At 43.7% G+C, this 17375-nt stretch carries 10 protein-coding genes and 1 pseudogene; 6 read left to right on the forward strand and 5 right to left on the reverse strand.

Features of this window, described 5'->3' with window-relative positions; genetic code table 11:
• Window positions 1-94: 94 nt before the first annotated feature.
• From OEZ43_10285 to OEZ43_10300, 4 genes are all read right to left on the reverse strand, one after another.
• Entirely contained in the window at window positions 95-3196 is a 3102-nt protein-coding gene (locus OEZ43_10285; protein MDH5545972.1) for an HYR domain-containing protein, read from the reverse strand.
• Between the two features lie 2 nt (window positions 3197-3198).
• Window positions 3199-3600, reverse strand: a complete 402-nt coding sequence (locus OEZ43_10290) for a hypothetical protein (protein MDH5545973.1) — start codon at window positions 3598-3600, stop codon at window positions 3199-3201.
• Window positions 3601-3689: 89 nt separating this feature from the next.
• Window positions 3690-5381: a FecR family protein gene (locus tag OEZ43_10295; GenBank protein ID MDH5545974.1), complete on the reverse strand. Its 1692-nt coding sequence runs from the start codon at window positions 5379-5381 to the stop codon at window positions 3690-3692.
• Between the two features lie 9 nt (window positions 5382-5390).
• The gene (locus OEZ43_10300; GenBank protein MDH5545975.1) at window positions 5391-6782 is read right to left on the reverse strand and encodes a tetratricopeptide repeat protein; all 1392 of its coding nucleotides are present in this window, start codon (window positions 6780-6782) and stop codon (window positions 5391-5393) included.
• A gap of 274 nt (window positions 6783-7056) precedes the next feature.
• Here OEZ43_10300 and OEZ43_10305 point away from each other — a divergent pair, with 274 nt between their 5' ends.
• The 6 genes from OEZ43_10305 (at window position 7057) to OEZ43_10330 (ending at window position 14995) form a co-directional block, all read left to right on the forward strand.
• Window positions 7057-8268 carry a methyl-accepting chemotaxis protein gene (locus OEZ43_10305; GenBank protein MDH5545976.1) on the forward strand — a complete coding sequence of 404 codons (1212 nt, stop codon included), beginning with the start codon at window positions 7057-7059 and terminating at the stop codon, window positions 8266-8268.
• 145 nt (window positions 8269-8413) lie between these two features.
• Entirely contained in the window at window positions 8414-8710 is a 297-nt protein-coding gene (locus OEZ43_10310; GenBank protein ID MDH5545977.1) for an STAS domain-containing protein, read from the forward strand.
• Window positions 8711-8731: 21 nt separating this feature from the next.
• Window positions 8732-10423: a fused response regulator/phosphatase gene (locus tag OEZ43_10315; GenBank protein ID MDH5545978.1), complete on the forward strand. Its 1692-nt coding sequence runs from the start codon at window positions 8732-8734 to the stop codon at window positions 10421-10423.
• Between the two features lie 121 nt (window positions 10424-10544).
• A complete protein-coding gene (locus OEZ43_10320) occupies window positions 10545-11195 on the forward strand; it encodes a response regulator transcription factor (GenBank protein MDH5545979.1) in 651 nt (216 codons plus the stop codon).
• Between the two features lie 114 nt (window positions 11196-11309).
• Window positions 11310-12278, forward strand: a complete 969-nt coding sequence (locus tag OEZ43_10325; GenBank protein MDH5545980.1) for a hypothetical protein — start codon at window positions 11310-11312, stop codon at window positions 12276-12278.
• Window positions 12279-12397: 119 nt separating this feature from the next.
• Window positions 12398-14995 carry an ATP-binding protein gene (locus OEZ43_10330; protein MDH5545981.1) on the forward strand — a complete coding sequence of 866 codons (2598 nt, stop codon included), beginning with the start codon at window positions 12398-12400 and terminating at the stop codon, window positions 14993-14995.
• Between the two features lie 163 nt (window positions 14996-15158).
• Here the strand turns inward: OEZ43_10330 and rne are convergent.
• Window positions 15159-17117, reverse strand: a pseudogene (gene rne / locus OEZ43_10335) (ribonuclease E).
• Between the last annotated feature and the right edge of the window lie 258 nt (window positions 17118-17375).

A 17375-nucleotide genomic window follows, 5' to 3' on the forward strand; every position in this document is an offset into this window, starting at 1 on the left:
GGAAGTACATTACAAAAAATTGTTTTTAAATCTCAATGCTGGTTTTTAGCTCGTCTATAGTATTTCAACTAATCAAAATTAGGAGACCAAGAATTTATCTGTGGTCTCGTTTCGAGTGCTCGTTTTCATGATGTTTTTTCTTATTCTTCTTTTTTCCTTCATGCTTTTTGTCATGCTCAACTACAATATCAGCTGACTTAGAGGATTGATTGCCGAATTTGTCTGTAGCCGTGGCTTCGATAGTGTAAATACGTTTTTCATGGCCATGGCGTAGCTTTTCGGCGCGTACCCAAACTTCCCATTTGCCATTAGATTCAACAATTTTCCAATCTTCGATTTCGAATTTGTGTCGATGACGATGGGTATCTTCACTAGTAATATTGATTTCCATGTGTGGGGTAGCATCAACAAGGTCGTTGAGATTGGTAACGTCGGCAACGTGCACTAGGCGATGTCGAGGAGGCCATAACACATCATCGTGCTGGATAATGTCAAATTGTGGTGCCGTCGTGTCGACGACAGTAACCTTTTGTACGAGTGAGATGCTATTTCCATTTGCATCAACTGCCTGCCAGGTCACCAGCGTTTCGCCTATAGGAAAAGAAACCGGTGCATTGTTCGATATCGTGGTACTAAATACGTCGACGGCATTAGCACTGCCCAATTCGACAGTAGTCAGTATACCGGTAGCTTCAACGACGATATTTGCTGGAATGACAAGTTGAGGTGGCTTAGTGTCCACAACCGTAACAGTTTGCACATGAGTCGCGATATTTCCATTACTGTCTTTAGCTGTCCAGGTAACGAGAGTTTTACCCAGCGGAAATGCTATAGGCGCGTCATTGCTGACCGTCGTTTCAAATATATCCGTGGCGTGCGCTGTACCAAGGTCCACAACGGATTCCTTGGCTGTGGCTTCAGTCACGACATCCATCGGTGTTGCCACAAAAGTGGGCGGTACGCGGTCCACTACGGTTATCTTAATACTGTCCGTGGCAGTGTTCCCACTTTGGTCGCTTACCGTTGCGATTACTGATGTTGTACCAAGCGGATATGTAGATAGAGCTGGCGCGTAACTCAGTGTCAATTGGCCACATTGGCAACTATCGGCGACTGACACGGGTGTAATTATATGTGCTGTTCCGTCTCTAGACGTTGCTTCAAGCACGAGATCCGAGCCAAGTTCCAACGTTGGTGCTGTTGTGTCTACAATACGTAAAGTTTGCGTAGCAGTACTCTGGTTGTTACTAGTATCCTGTGCCCTCCAAGTGATAGCGTGGTCTCCAAGGGCATAGCTGCCTACCGCATCACTTTCAACATAATCGAGAAAGAAATCATCAACTACTGGCGTAGGTATTGATACGCTGGTAAGTGTACCTTTTGCCTCGAATACTAATTCATTGAGTTGACCAAAAACTGGAGCAATTCGATCGAGCACAGTCACGGTTTTGACCGCTGTGCTGGTATTACTTGCGCTGTCAGTTGCTGAGATTGTTAATTCGGTTGTTCCCAGTGGGAAAATATTGAGATTTGGAGAGATACTTACGGTAGAGCCTCCACAGTTGTCTGACGAACTTGCCGAATAGGTATACAACGCACCCGCGGAACTGTTTGCTTCGAGCACAATATCTTGCGCACTAATGAAAGGTGCCGTGTTATCAAATATGTCTATTTGAATCTGATCTGTCGCCGTAGCGTTTCCATCATCAGTCACTAATAGTTCAACACTATATTGCCCTACCGATAAATCAGTGTTAACAGATGCACCCTGATAATTAAGCCCATCTATAGACCAGCGATGATCGACAATATAGCCGTCCAGATCATAAGACGCTGATCCGTTGAACGTAAGGTTGGTCATTTCCCCGGTACAAGCGGTAGCGTAGTCATTTCCAGCAATGGCAACTGGTGCAATATTTGGAATTGGGTCTCGAAGTCGGGCAAAAACATTGACAATGTTGTTTGCGCCTAGATTCGGAGCACCAGAGGCAAAAACCCCGATCTGACCATTACCGCTAATATCAGTGGAAAATGACACCGTACTATCGATTTGTGTACCAGCACTATTACGAGTGAGAATTTCGAAGTTCTTGGTAATCCTGTCGTAGACCAATAGATCATAGCCAGAGTTGGCGTCAGTCGTTAAATTGCTGGCACGACTGATAAAGCTGATGAATCGGCCATTATCACTAATTCTTGCGTTCAAACTTAAACTGTCGGCTATAGTGCCATTTTTTTGGGTTATTAGCTGGGTTTTGTTCTGATTTCTATCGCGTAGAAAAATATGGAATCCTGAGCTGTTATAACTTACGTCAAGGTTTTCTGCTAATGAGTGAAATGCCACAAAACGACCGTCTGCACTTATACTAGGTGATGAACTCTTTTTGTCACCCAGTTGTCCATAATTGTTTATTGAAACGAGTTCTGTTTTACCTGTTACATGGTCATACAGAAATATATCGTATTGATCGTTCGTGTCGGGTGTTGTGACGAGATTGTTTGCTCTGGATGAAAAAGCGACGTATCGGCCATCGGCGCTTATGGCTGGGGTTAACGATTCACCATTTGCAGGCCCGCTAATTCCCTTTGAGACTAGAAAAGTTTTTTGAGTGCTTATCTGATGCAGATAGACGTTTGCGCCACTATATGCCGAATCACTAGTCATATTTCCAGAGGCAGATACAAAAGCTACCCAATTACCATCTCCCGATATCGCAGGTTGATCACTATAGCCTTCAGGACTTGCGCCACCAGCAGGTCGACTTATCCAGATAGTTTGATTGGTATTCAGGTCTTTCAAGAAAACACTGGTATAGCTACCTACGTTGTCGGAAGTAAGATTTTTTGCATAAGATGTAAAAACGACGCGCTGTCCTGAATTTGAAATATCGGCTTGATAATTGTATCCGGTTGCAATGCTTCCAGCGTTTGTAGAACTGACTAGCGTACTTGTGCCTGTGTTCAAATCTTTACGAATAATTTGCTGGAAACTGCTTAATGATCCCACTATGTCATTCGCAACAGATTCAAAAACTATGTATCTTCCGTCAAAGTTTGAGCGAGGTGAGTTGCTAACGTTTGTTGCAGGTGTTCCCGCCAATGTCGTGCTTACCGCACTGGTAGTTGCTGAAAATGCAGAAGAGCTTGCAATACTTAATATGAGCAGTGTCCCTGTTTTTCTAAATAGATGACACATTTTTACACCCCTTCACTATTGCTGATGACAGGGGTTTGGAACGGTTGGTCGTTTTGATGTATAGCTTCCATAAAGAAGAACAGCGGAGTGTCCTGGAGGAAATACTGGGGGGACAGGTTGGAAATGCCCGTCCAAAGTATTGTGGTGAATCCTTTTACCTGTAAGTGGCTAATATAGAATGTTGACCTGGACTTGCTGTTTGAAAACTCTATTCCTTCGGGAAAGAATTGTATCTCCCTTAGGTTGTGAGCACTGTTATTTCGAATGGTAAATTCAACGTAAACCTGAGTTTTCCCGCCGATGGAATCAACACCGACGATACGATGGTTTAACAATAGCGGCTCGTCGGCGTAGGCCACAGACCCAATTGAAAACAGAAAAAGCGCAAGCGCCAGTCGTTTCATTCTTACCTCACAGAAACAGACAAATTAATTTATTATTTTAGGGGTGTGAGGCGTCCCTGCCTTCTATTGTTCGTTTTTGACTAAGAAAATTAAGGTGTAACCAACTCCGCTGCGGCGACGCCATTGAACTCTTGAGTTACTCTATTTGGGCCAAAACCTTCATAGTCGGTTCTTGCAAAGTAACTTACCAGTGCCGCCATTGGTGCACGCGATGTAGACAATCCCCCAGCAAACGAGCCTGTGGCGCTTCCACTGTTAATGGGGTTTGAATACACTGGATGGTTTAGTGATCGTATATCGCTTAATTCACCACCAAATTTTCCATCACTCGTGATAGCCATGTTGCGATAAGCAAGTTCCCAAGTGTTTGTGTTTGGGTTCTCAGGTTCAAGATCAGCCATGCTGACATTCGCAACGAAGTCTGCTGTCGAGCTAGAAAAGTTTACCGCAAACGTTGAATTAACAGTGTTTAAGGTGCCGATGTTGCCCATGTTGTCAGTTGGGTTAGTTCCACCGACTATCTTGTAGCTGCCACTAGCCGTCTTATCAAACACGATGCTGTCCTCGAATACATTACTGGCAATCCAGTGAATGCTATTCTTGTCTTCTAGCGTTGATGATGTAGTGTTGTTTACAGCGACATTCATTGCAGTCCAGCGTCCCCAGCTAATTTCACCGCCACTTGTGCTGCCTCGTTCCACTGAAACGATATTGGCATCTCGCACGAATTGGCTAACACTACCAGAAGTGCTAGTTATCTGAAAAGAATCCAACTCGCCATTTGTGGTGCTGGTCACGTTATCGGCCAATTCATGACTCACATTCGGACTTTGTCCAAATCCGGCCATTGCAATAGTGCGATTCAACACAATTGGTGATTCAGTGACAGTTGATGAGTTAACAGAGTCAACAGCGTTAACAGAGTTAACAGAGTTAACTGTATCAGTCGTTGTCTCGGAGTTTGAGTCAGCGCTCATATCTACACTCAGTAGATTAGCTTGTAGAGACGTGACGGTATTTTCAACACTAGTAGACGCCACAGTAGTGTCCGTTGTTGTCGAGGAAACTGTCTGGGCATTACTAATCAGCGTTTCGCTAGTTGAAGCGAGAGGTGCTGCACTGTCGGTGGCACCTTGGTTGGCGAACAGTATGTCGCCAGGAGCGGCATCCAGAAGAACAGGCGTAGAGAAATTGTCCTGCACATAGCCAAAATCACCAGGATTTATCTCTACCACTCCGGTGTCGTTTGATAATGCAACGCCGCCAGTTAATACACTTATATATAAACCATCAGCCTGGCTGCAGTTGGTATCACATAAACGAGCTGAGTAATCGGTCCCACGTATCCCGATAGTGGCGATAGGTGTTTCGACCCTGTACGCAGGCTTGTTTGCTTCGCCGATGGCGCCAGTTACAGAACGGAAACCGCCTTTTAGCAAAGTAAAAAAGCTTTTATCTGTGCCTACATCCTGGTTGTAAACAAATTCTTCGATTTTGAATTCTGAGTCCGGACGTACAGCGATCAAACCGCCATCAGCCATTCTCACTTGAAGCTGACCTTTGGCGCCAGTACGTAAAATATCTCCGGGTTCGAGATCCATTCCAGATTTGGCTTTTTGTTCGCCATGCGCCGCCGACAATACGGTTGCGTCGCCAATGAGGAAAATTATTTTTCCTGCCTCGGCATAGGCAATCATAGGAGCCAACACAAACATCAACACCAGTATGATGCGAGGCATCAGTCCTGGCTTTTCTCTCTTGTAACGCTTATTGGTAGCCATAACTACCCCCTATAACACTTGGGTTTGAATGGAAACGGAGACCTTGAGTTTTTCATACTCATAAAGGTCCACAGTGGATTTTGTTTTTATTAGAGATAGTTCAGGGCTGATAGTCCATTTTTTAGAGTAATTTATTGTGAAACCGGCGGAAACTCGCGCTAGTGCGTCTACTCTTTCTGCACCAAAGCTCAAAGCGTTTCCGACGTCATTTTGATAGTTGCTGTATTTGATAGAGCCGTTTAAATACATTTTTGCGTTCTTGGCGACATAACTGTTCACATTTGCATCCATGTTGACAAAAACGTTGCCAAAAAGTGAGTCGTTGTTGGTTGGAACGTGTCGACCACCAGATAGACTCACGCTTAGCGTATTGAGTCCATTTCTAAATGTGCTTCGTGCGCCTGCAACGCCGAAGTAGCCTTCCTGTACTTCATACAGTTTGGGATACATAGACAGACCCGCATAGCCAAATATAGCTGCTGCAAAGGTTTCTGAAAAATTTATCTGTTGATCACTCACTAGTAATGCCGTTGCGACTTTGATGTTTTTGTTTTCGGCGTCATTAGCACTATTGTTTGTGTTCTGGTTCGCACTCTTGCGCATTTGTACAATTTGGACTGTGGCTAAATTATTTGAAAAAAATCTTGATCCTGAATAGGATAGCCCTCCTTTAAGCGCTCCAGACGCATTGTCAGCAAACTTTGCGCTCGAAAATTGGCTGTAGGCCAGGCTGGCACTGCTGAATAGCTTTACTTGTTTTTTCCAATCAATAGCAAAATACGACTGACCGTTATATACAAAGAAATCAGAAGGAGACTGTCTCGATTGCGGGTTTAGAGTATAGAAACCATCATGAAATTTAACTTCCCGTTCAGCCGTGCCGCTGTTGGCATTTGAATCGTTTCCGACAGTTAAGCCTGCCAATAGATCGAATTCGAAGGAAAAAGGGCTTAATTTGATCGCTATTTCTGCCTGGTATTGATCGATTATTTGCATAATGGCTGCCGGCGGATTCAATGCCCGCGCACGTTCAAACATTGCTTGAGCTTGGGGGAGATCATTTCCATCAAAGTAGGCGCGTGCCAAGTCTAGAATTATGGTGCCTGAACGAGGAGAAAGCGCAGATGCGCGTTCCAGGGCAAATATCGCGATACTGGGATTTCCTGTCTGAAGTGCAGATAACCCGTATAGATAGTCATATTCCACGATACCTTCCAACTGTCCAGCGTATTCGTCCAAAAGAGTGAAAGCATTTTCAGACTGTCCTCCGCGTAGCAAGGTCTCCGCTTCCTGAAGCACGGCCTCGTGTACGTCTGATGGAGGTTCTGAACTAGCATAGACGTCAATTCCTATGCTCAAGCTCAGGAAGAAAATCATCATATTTTTAAAACTATTTGACATTAGAGTAGCTTAGGCAGCCTTTGCTATGCTTTCAGGTACTCCTATATCGACAGTAAGTTTAAGAAAACAAAGGCATCATTGCTGCGCAATTGGTCACAAAACACGGAAGTAGTTCTTAAACGTACAGACGCGAGGCATGGAAACCTGTCTATTCAGTGTAAACACTTTATGAATATCACGCTAAGTTAATGTTTTGTTACCGATTAGCTCAAGATAAAGAAGCAGTGCGTCGATAGTTTCATGAACGGAAATCCTGATTTCGTTACGGCACAGAATGAGCGGAAAATCAAAAACTATATACATCGCACTCCCAATTATTGCGACTTTGGTTGCAGCCTATGGTGTGTCCAGCTTTTCTAACCATATGGTTTCTATGTTTATAGTGATGGGTATGGGTGGAGTCTGGTTGATCACCGGGCTTTTTAGTCTTTTGTTGCAAAGTCTTGCTGAAAATGATGGAGAACAGGTATCAAGTGACGAGAATTCACTTTCTACAGACTTGGATAACGTTCACCGCGAATTAGAAACACTGGTGGCTAAGGAGACCAATAGTATTTCGTCTGATCTGTCGCGAATAAGGGAGCTAATGAATGAAGCAATTCGTGATTTGCAAACGAGTTTTACCGGTCTTAATAGTGAATCTCACCAACAGGTAAATATGTTGCGCTCCTTGTTGCATTCCATGAAGGAAAGCGATGAATCATCTTCATCGGAATTAAAGTTCCATAAGTTTTCAAGGGTAATACAGTCGACACTGGATAATTTTGTGTCCGAACTAGTAGGCACGAGTCGAGACAGCATGGAAATCATGAGTGTCGTTAGCGATCTAGCGACGCAAATGAACAATGTAAAAGAGTTGTTAAAGGATATTCAAAAAATTGCTGAGCAGACGAATCTATTGGCATTAAATGCGGCAATAGAAGCAGCTCGTGCTGGTGAAGCTGGGCGAGGATTTGCAGTTGTGGCCGATGAAGTTAGAAATCTCTCAACGAATTCCAATGATTTTAGTGAACAAATAGGTGAGGTAATGAAAACAGCGACGCACAATCTGGAAAAAGCGCAAAGTGTCGTCAGCAAAATCGCTTCGAAAGATGTTACATTCGCAATAGAATCCAAACAGCACATTGATGTAATGATTGAAGATATGGTAGCTCTGAATGGATCGATAGAAAAAAACCTGCAAGAAGTTTCTGGTATCTCAAATAGCATTGGAGAACAAGTTAATGTTGCAGTTAGGGCACTGCAGTTTGAAGACATTGTTAGGCAGTTAACCGAGCATAGTTCCGGTCGACTACTGCGGATGAAGGAGCTGACAATTGAGGCCTCCGAAATTTTGGGAGACAAAACCGAGCTGTTCGACGAGTTGCAATTAAGAGCAAAAGCCCTATTGGGAGAAATAGACAAGTTTAGCTTGTCCAGAGATAGCGACAAATTTAATCCAGTAATGCAGAAGTCAATGGGGCAGGGAGACGTCGACTTATTTTAGGGAAAATGAATTGGGATGAAAGAAAAAAAATTACTATTTCGACCCAATAATCTCAACATATATTAGATTTAGCAGTTGTATGTAGATAGAAGCAATTCTAAGTTGTATACGGGTGTATAACAGAAACATAGAACAGGAGAATGAAATGCCAGTAAGTAGCAAGGAAAACGGCGGTAGCGTCAACATAGTAGTTACCGGGAGATTTGACTTTAATGATCACTCTAATTTTAGAGAGTCATATAGAAATTTCGCACCTAGTGCACGATATAATATCGACATGAGCGGAACTGAATACATGGACAGTTCCGCGCTCGGTATGCTGTTGCTATTAAGAGAGCATGCCGGTGGTGATAGCGCTTCAATAACGATTAGCGGGTGCAAGCCAGAGATTCATAAAATTCTCAGTATTGCCAATTTTCAGAAATTGTTCGAAATTCGCTAAAAGGCCGTTGCGAGCTAAGGGATGAAAATACTGGTAGTCGACGATGACGCTACTAACCGTCTCGTTCTGAAAGGTATTCTTCAGAAGGAGCAGCATGAAATAGTAATGGCTGAAAACGGCATGGAAGCGATAGAGGCTTTTCGTTATGAACGGCCGGATTTGATTCTCATGGATGTTATGATGCCGATCATGGATGGGTATATCGCTACTCGAAAAATAAAGGAAGAGTCCAAAGAGCATTTTGTCCCTATAATTTTTCTAACCGCCATGGGTGGAGACGACGCATTGGTCAACTGTCTCGAACATGGCGGTGATGACTATCTTGCGAAACCCATAAACCGTACCGTGTTAGTCGCAAAGATAAAGGCGATGAACCGAATACGGCTGCTTAACGAAACCGTTCATCAACAACGTCATGAGCTTGCCTTATATAAGGAACGGATCATCCGTGAACAGGAGGTTGCAGAGAGAATTTTTGCCAACATCATGGGTAGGGGAGATGATGATGTATCGATTATTAATACATATCGAAAATCAGCCGAATCCTTTAATGGTGATATCGTATTGACATCTAGAAATCCGGGGCAAGGGGTAAATATTCTCGTAGGCGACTTTACTGGACATGGATTGGCTGCGGCGATTGGTGCTATACCTGTAGCAGAAATTTTCTATACTATGAGTGCAAAAGGGTGGGAAGCTTCGCAGATTGTCAGCGAGATCAACCGTAAAATCACAACATTTTTACCAAAAGGGCGTTTCCTGGCTGCGGCTATTTTGCAAATAGATTCTTCTGCCAAACGAATAACCATTTGGAACGGAGGAATGCCTGACATACTGGTTATCGACAATAAGAATCACAAAATAAAACAAACATATCCATCAAAACATTTGCCTCTCGGGGTATTAACGCCGGCAAATTTTGACAGCTCGGTCGAGTACGCTTCAGTGAAGAATAGTGACAGATTGCTGGTCTATAGTGATGGCGTGACAGAGTCAGAAAATAGAAATGGCATTATGTTTGGTATTGATCGGCTTTACCAGGCAATTGAAAATGCAGATGGTGAAGGATTTATAATTCAAAATATAGTAGACGAACACGAAAAATTTAGAAATGGTGAAAGTCATACAGACGATGTCACTCTAGTAGAGGTTGACTGTGATATCGGAAAACTTTTTCATGGACAGGATAAACAACCAAAGCAGAAAGAAGAAAGTGTAGACAATAAGAATTGTGAACTGGAATTTCTATTCAAAGATGAAACTTTACGTTTTTTCGATCCTATTCCCATGTTGCTTGATACAGTGACTGCAGTAACGGGAAAGATATCTGGGTCCGAATATTTATTCGTACTTTTTTCGGAAATGTATAACAATGCCTTGGAGCATGGTATTTTGCAGCTGTCTTCCGATACAAAAACTGACGAAGAAAGCTTTAGTCAGTACTACAATGACCGCAAAGAAAGACTGCAGGCACTGACTGAAGGATGGATAAAAGTCAGGGTTCAGGTTGAATATACGGGCAAGTCAGGAAGCCTGCTAATTACTGTGACTGACTCCGGGAAAGGCTATATAAAACATGAAATAAGTGCAGGAAATGAATCAGGGATTGAAGTTCGCGGCCGCGGCTTAACACTACTGAAATCATTGGCTGCAGAGGTTTTGGTAAATGAGGAAGGAAACGAAATAACCACTGTTTATAAATGGCAGGACTAGTGTATAGTATTGAAAAATTGCAGGTTATTAGTTGACTATTTGTATAGGAATTTGATTGGCATCTGAGTTTTGTCTGGGTTCTCAGATAGCTTGCCAATGTCCGCAGGATTCGGGGATATAGATGAAAGTTGCAGTCGCAGATGATCATGTGCTGGTTCGAGACGGGATCACTCATACCCTAAAAACGGTTTGGCAGGGCGTCGAGGTACTCGAGGCGGATGATGGTGTTCAACTGATGGAATTGCTCAGCAAACATAAGGATATGGATATTATTCTTATGGACTTATTTATGCCTGACACAGATGGATTTCAGCTTTTAGAAAACATCAGCAGGATATTGCCAGAGGTGCCTGTTGTTGTCCTGTCGGCGTCTGAAAGTTCAAATCATATGCGTCGCGCAATTGATATTGGCGCCAGCGGATACGTCCCAAAATCTTTGTCCAAAGATATCATGATAAGTGCACTTCAACTTGTGTTGTCAGGGGGAGTGTACATTCCACCGGCGAGTTTGTTGGCAAACGACAAGCCATCGCCCGGTTTTCCTGGACTCAATTCCGAAGTCAGCAAGGAAATGCCTAACTTGACTGGTCGACAGTATGATGTTCTCAAATTGCTAATAACCGGTTTAACCAACAAAGAAATAGCCAAGACCTTGGGCTTGTCGGAATACACTGTCAAAATTCATGTGACAGCTATATTTAAAGCACTAAATGTGTCGAATCGTACTCAGGCAGTAATCGAAGCAAAAAAGATGGGTATAAGAGAAGATTAAATACAGGTTTTGCCTGAGGCGGGTAGATACAGATGAACAAGGTTTAACGCACACGCTATCAGTGTGTCAATTCATCGGATGGTATCCTGACAGTGCCTAAAGTTGAATATTAAAATGAGAATAGGCGCCTACTTTTCCTCATTCATTGAATTCACGATAACTTACTATCGTCACTCCCTGTTGTTCTGCACATTGTTTGCTATCTTTACGTTACCTTGCATCGCTTCAGATAAAAATAAACGTCTGCTTCTCGTTTACGACAATAACGCTTTATATGCAAAGAGTCTCGAGTTTTTTGAACAGAATGGAACATTCAAGGGATTTGAGGTATACAAAATCTATTATGATAATTTCTCGCCTTCGTTGTATAAGTTAGATTCTGAAACGCGAATACTGACAATTGGTACCGATGCGACATTAAAAGTCGCTTCTTTGTCTTCCGCGGATAGCAACATATTGGCGCTGTTTGTTACTCGTTCAACATATGGCTTTGTTAAGAAAAAATACCCAAACTTATATTTAGACGCAATAACACTTGATCAACCTATCGAGCGTGTTGTCGATTTTGCGATACGTAGTCTGAATTCACCTGGCGAACTGGGATTCTTGCTTGGTCCATCATCCATTCATTTGCGTCAAGCAATAGAGGCTGTCCTCGAACAGAAAAATGTAAAAGCGTACTTTAGCGTAATAAAGGATGAGTCCAACTCGGCTCAGGAACTTAAAAAATTCCTTGTGCAAAAAGTCCCCGTCGTAGCGATTCCCGATTCAGTAGCATATTCTCCAAGAAATGCAAAATGGCTTTTGTATATGGCATATCAACAACGTGTCCCAGTGGTGGGGTTTTCACCTGCGTTCATTCGTGCAGGGGCAATATCGGCAATCTATTCGACTCCAGAGCAGATATTGCTGCAAGCCGCTGATATTTTTACGAACAATATTCGCTTATCTTCGGATAAACAAGGGCAAAGCTATGATCCAAAAGAATTCTCAGTTGAATACAATGACGCTATTTACAAGAGTTTGAAAATTAGAAAGCCAGACGAAGGCTCCTTATTAGATATAATGAGGGGCAAAAAGTGATGTTCGGGTGGGCTAGGGATTTAGGAATACAAAACCGATTGCTGATTTTGGCAATCACGCCAATTGTAACTATAACCTTTATATTAGGCTATTACATCACCTCCAGTCGGATTGACGATATGAATAATGTTTTGCATGACCGCGGAAAGGCGCTTGCACAACATCTTTCTTCCTCTGTTGAATTTGGTTTGTTTGTAGACAATAGAGCGATGCTGGACAATATTGCCAGACATTGGCTCCAGGAGCCGGATGTTACTCGTATCGTCATCAATAACGCAGCTTCAGAAACCGTAGTTGACGTTTCCAATGAAAAATCCAACTCAAATGCAATTGAAGAGGAAAATATATTGGTTTTTAAAAAAACGGTTATTGAAAGTGTGTTGGAGGCGTCTGACGTTGATATGCCTATGATTGGTGGAAGTGGCGATAGTCGGCGACCAAAGATCGTAGGTAGTGTACACGTAGAAATAAGTATGGAATCAACTCGACAAAGGGAACGCACTGTGTTGTTGAACTCGTTGTTGATAATGTTTTCAGGAATGTTAATGAGTGCAATTTTTGCACTACGCATCGGTGGTACTGTAGCAAATCCGATCATTAAGCTTACTCGCGCAGTTAAGAATCTTCAAAAAGGTGTTTTCGATATACGTGTAGAGGGCCACTATGGAGGAGAGCTTGGTACCTTGGCGGCCGGATTCAATGAAATGGCTCAGACCCTACAGGACTCTCAGGTTGGTCTACAGTCTGAGGTTGCCACCGCGACGTCAGAACTGCGCACGATAGTTTCCGAGCTTGAGGAGAAGAACTCCGAGTTGGACGAGGCTAGAAGGCAGGCAGTTTCCGCTGGCCAGGCAAAGCTAGAGTTTCTTGCAAAAATGAGTCATGAAATTCGTACACCTGTTAACGCAGTAATTGGATTTACGCGATTGCTTGAACAGTCTAAGGATGAGGAAGAAAGAAAAGAATATATTCGTATGGCGAGACAAGCGAGCAAGCAATTGTTAAGCATTATTGATGATATTCTCAATATTTCAAAAATTGAGTATGGAACATTGGTGTTGGAAGACAAGCCTTTCAATCTGAGAGGTTTGGTTGAAGATGTCGTGTTAATGCATAGTCGTACCGCATATGAGAAAGGGCTAGAGCTTGTACTGGATATACATTCTGCGGTGGAACTCGGCGTTTTTGGTGATTCAACAAGAGTTAGTCAGGTTTTGTCTAACCTTATCAGTAATGCAATTAAATTTACGGAGGAAGGGACTGTCTCGGTCAGGGTCGAAGATGTTGAGCAAAGTGAAAATGAGAGAATTTTCCGTTTCTCAGTGACTGATACAGGAATAGGAATCAGCCAGATTGAACAGGAGCGACTGTTTAAGACCTTTGCGCAAGTGGATACCAGTATCACTCGTCGGTTTGGTGGTACGGGGCTTGGGCTCGCTATTGCCAAACGTCTGGTCGAGCAAATGAATGGCGAAATAGGAATAGAAAGCGAAAAAGGGAAAGGTGCATCGTTTTGGTTTACCTTACCGTTACAAAGACAGGCACAGAACATCAAAGATCTGATGGGTGATTTTGTTAGAGATAAGCGCGTTTTAATCATCGAAGAGAATCCGATTTCGCGCCGTGCGCTTAGGAATATATTTGTTAGAGCACGCGCGGAAGTTTTTGCTTTTGGCGGTCTTGACGCTGCATCAACGGTGCTTACCAGTTCTCAGGCGCTTGATCTGATAATAATGGCTTTCTCATACAATAAGACGAATGAGGACTATGTAAACCAAGAGGTATCGGAATTACGACAGAGTTATGTCGGGCCAACCTTACTGTTATTTGGGCGTGACGATATAGATGTCGGTAAAGTTATCAGTAAAGACAAGTTGATTGATGTGATTTCGAAACCAGCGCGTACTGCCGTAATGGTGAGTTCTATCTTGCAGTTATTTGGCGCCGGACATCATCCTGTTAGTTCGTTTGAGGAAAATCCCGAATCTTTAGCCAGTCGTCGCGGTGTATTTAAGGGCAAGCGCATTCTGGTAGCAGAGGATAATAGCTTTAACAAATTGCTCATATGCAAGTTGCTTAACCAGATGGGAATACAGACGCTTGAATCGACAAATGGACGAGAGGCGATTGAGAGCTTTCTACAGAATGATGTCGACATGATTCTTATGGATATCCATATGCCACTAATGGATGGTTTGGAGGCAACACGACAGATCCGAAGTTTGGGTGGAAGCGGCGCTTCAATTCCTATTATCGCCTTGACCGCTGATGTGTTTATAAAAGATCGAAAAAATTTGAAATTTGCTGGTTTGGACGGATACTTGCTCAAACCTATCTCCGAAGCAAAGCTATTAGACGTGTTGGACAGCTGGTTACTGCATAATGAGCGCAAGGAGAGCGCGCAGGAACACAAATCAGAGCAAACAGCAATTCCAGTCGGCGATATCGTCAAGGTTCCCCCAGAGTTGCAAGATAGGCTTGCGCAGGAACTTCGCTCTAACCTTGAAGAAATCGCACAGCTTCTGAAATTAGAGGATTCGGAAAAGGCCTTTGAATCTGCCCACCGTTTGTTGGGCTCCATCGGATACTTCGGTTTAGCGGAGTTGCTCCAGCAGGCACGTGATTTGGAAACGTCGATAAAAAGCCAAGAATTTAAATTGGCCGCTGAGAATTTCGAAGAATTAAAATCTGGTATCGAGGCATTTCTGAAAAACTGAAGCCGCAACAAGCCCAAACTGAGCCTGTTGCGGAATAATGCTATTGATTTTCTATGGTAGTGATTTCAGCTGGTGAGCTTTTTTCTGCTACCGAACTTGGCTTTTCATTGTTATTGCTCGAACCTTTGGACATTTCCACTACATTTCCCGGACTGCCATTGGGCTTAGTTTTTTTTTGATCCGTTTCCTGGGTTCTGTTTTGACGGGTTTTCTCGTCATCTGGTGTAGGTTTCTGTCCTTGAGTATCACGTTTGTTGCGATTGCCACTATGACGGCGTCTGTTGCGACGACCACCACTGCTGTTGTTTCCGCCACGACGCTGACTATTGCCACCTCGTTCTGCAGGTTGTCCACCCTGCGGTCTATTACCACGGTTGTTGCGACGTTTTCCTTGTTTGCTATCAGATTTGTTGTCTCGAGAGTCTGCGCTATCTTTTTCACCACCAAAAAGAGCACTAATGAAACGTCCAATCAGGCCCTTGCTCTTGGCTTCCGCTGCTGGCGGCTTTGGTGTTGCAGGTTGAATGCTCTTGACGACTGGTTCACTTCGAGTCTGTGTACGTTCAGCTTGTTTGCTTTCCATCAAGGGTGTTTCTTTTTCCTTGATCAACTCGTAAGACGCGCTCTTAATCTCCTGATTTGAATCCACCTCAGAGATGCGAATGCGTTCAATATCGTAGTGAGGAGACTCTAGCGCAGGTGTTGGCACTAAGAGTACTGATACCTGCTGTCTTGCTTCGATGTCACTGATGTGAGGCCGTTTTTCATTGAGAAGATACGTAGCGATATCCAGAGGTAACTTGGCCAGGATTTTCGCGGTGTTTTCCTTCATGGCATCTTCTTCAATGATGCGCAAAATCGACAAGGCCAGCGATTCCACGCTGCGTATTTTGCCTTGTCCAGTGCATCTTGGGCAGGTGATCTGACTGTGCTCGCCCAAAGACGGACGAACTCTTTGTCGAGACATTTCCAATAAACCAAAGCGAGAGATTCGTCCTACCTGTACACGTGCACGGTCCATGCTGAGCGCTTCACGTAGTCGATTTTCGACCTCACGTTGATTTTTGACCGGTGTCATATCGATAAAGTCGATAACGATAAGCCCACCGAGATCACGTAAACGAAGCTGGCGAGCAATTTCATCAGCCGCTTCCAGGTTGGTGTTCAAGGCAGTTTCTTCGATGTCTCCACCTTTGGTGGCCCTGGCGGAGTTGATATCGATAGAGAGTAAGGCCTCGGTATGATCGATGACCAGTGAACCACCAGAGGGCAGTTGCACTTCTCGCCTAAAAGCTGTTTCTATCTGGCTTTCGATCTGATAACGGGTAAAAAGCGGTATAGGATCATCATAAAGCTGAATCTTCGAGAGATTATGAGGCATTACCTGAGCCATAAACTCTTTGGCTTGTTCAAATGTAGGTTTATGATCGATCAGAATTTCGCTGATGTCTTTGCGCAGATAGTCGCGAATCGCGCGAATTATGATATTGCTTTCCTGATAAATCAGAAAAGGAGCGGAACGTTCTTGCGCGGCTTTTTCAATTGCAGACCAAAGTTGTAGCAGATAATCTAAATCCCATTGCAACTCTTCCGGACTTTTGCCAACGCCGGCCGTACGTACGATAAGCCCCATGTTCTCGGGTATTTCAAGCTGCGACATGGATTCACGAATCTCATTGCGGTCAGCACCTTCAATACGTCTTGAAACGCCACCGGCACGAGGATTATTTGGCATTAGTACCAGGTAGCGACCCGCCAGACTGATAAATGTGGTGAGTGCAGCGCCTTTATTGCCACGCTCTTCCTTATCAACTTGAATGACAAGCTCCTGACCTTCTTCAAGCACTTCCTTAATATTTGGGCGTGAGCCGCCTTCTAAGGGAGTTTTGAAATAGTGTCTGGAGACTTCTTTGAGTGGCAAAAAACCGTGACGTTCAGCACCGTAGTCGACGAAAGCCGCTTCAAGACTGGGCTCAATGCGAGTAATCCGTCCTTTGTATATATTCGACTTTTTTTGTTCGCGAGTGGTAGTTTCGATATCCAGGTCGTAGAGTTTTTGGCCATCTACAAGGGCCACGCGCAACTCTTCTTTTTGAGTTGCGTTAAACAGCATTCTCTTCATATAACTTTCTCATTGCTCTAGTACTTAAACGCAGAGCGAGAGATGCTACGACAACCGGTGTTTTGGTAGCGATGTTATACCTTTTTTACTTCGCCACTGGTCTCCACTTCGGAGTACCAACACTGTGTTGTTCTGCATCCCCATTGTCACCCGCTTGGAGGGGGGTGTTATGTTTTTTCGTTTGCTGCGGTTAAGTAACGTTTCAACCGGTTGGCCTTCCCCTTAAGGGGAACACCGTAAATATTTTTACGCCCTCTT

Source organism: Gammaproteobacteria bacterium, from assembly GCA_029881255.1.
GTDB lineage: Bacteria > Pseudomonadota > Gammaproteobacteria > S012-40 > S012-40 > JAOUMY01.

Coding starts and splice junctions, on each gene's coding strand:
- OEZ43_10285 (MDH5545972.1), bottom strand. CDS start 3,196: ATGTGTCATCTATTTAGAAAAACAGGGACACTGCTCATATTAAGTATT.
- OEZ43_10290 (MDH5545973.1), bottom strand. CDS start 3,600: ATGAAACGACTGGCGCTTGCGCTTTTTCTGTTTTCAATTGGGTCTGTG.
- OEZ43_10295 (MDH5545974.1), bottom strand. CDS start 5,381: ATGGCTACCAATAAGCGTTACAAGAGAGAAAAGCCAGGACTGATGCCT.
- OEZ43_10310 (MDH5545977.1), top strand. CDS start 8,414: ATGCCAGTAAGTAGCAAGGAAAACGGCGGTAGCGTCAACATAGTAGTT.
- OEZ43_10300 (MDH5545975.1), bottom strand. CDS start 6,782: ATGTCAAATAGTTTTAAAAATATGATGATTTTCTTCCTGAGCTTGAGC.
- OEZ43_10330 (MDH5545981.1), top strand. CDS start 12,398: ATGAATAATGTTTTGCATGACCGCGGAAAGGCGCTTGCACAACATCTT.
- OEZ43_10320 (MDH5545979.1), top strand. CDS start 10,545: ATGAAAGTTGCAGTCGCAGATGATCATGTGCTGGTTCGAGACGGGATC.
- OEZ43_10305 (MDH5545976.1), top strand. CDS start 7,057: ATGAGCGGAAAATCAAAAACTATATACATCGCACTCCCAATTATTGCG.
- OEZ43_10315 (MDH5545978.1), top strand. CDS start 8,732: ATGAAAATACTGGTAGTCGACGATGACGCTACTAACCGTCTCGTTCTG.
- OEZ43_10325 (MDH5545980.1), top strand. CDS start 11,310: ATGAGAATAGGCGCCTACTTTTCCTCATTCATTGAATTCACGATAACT.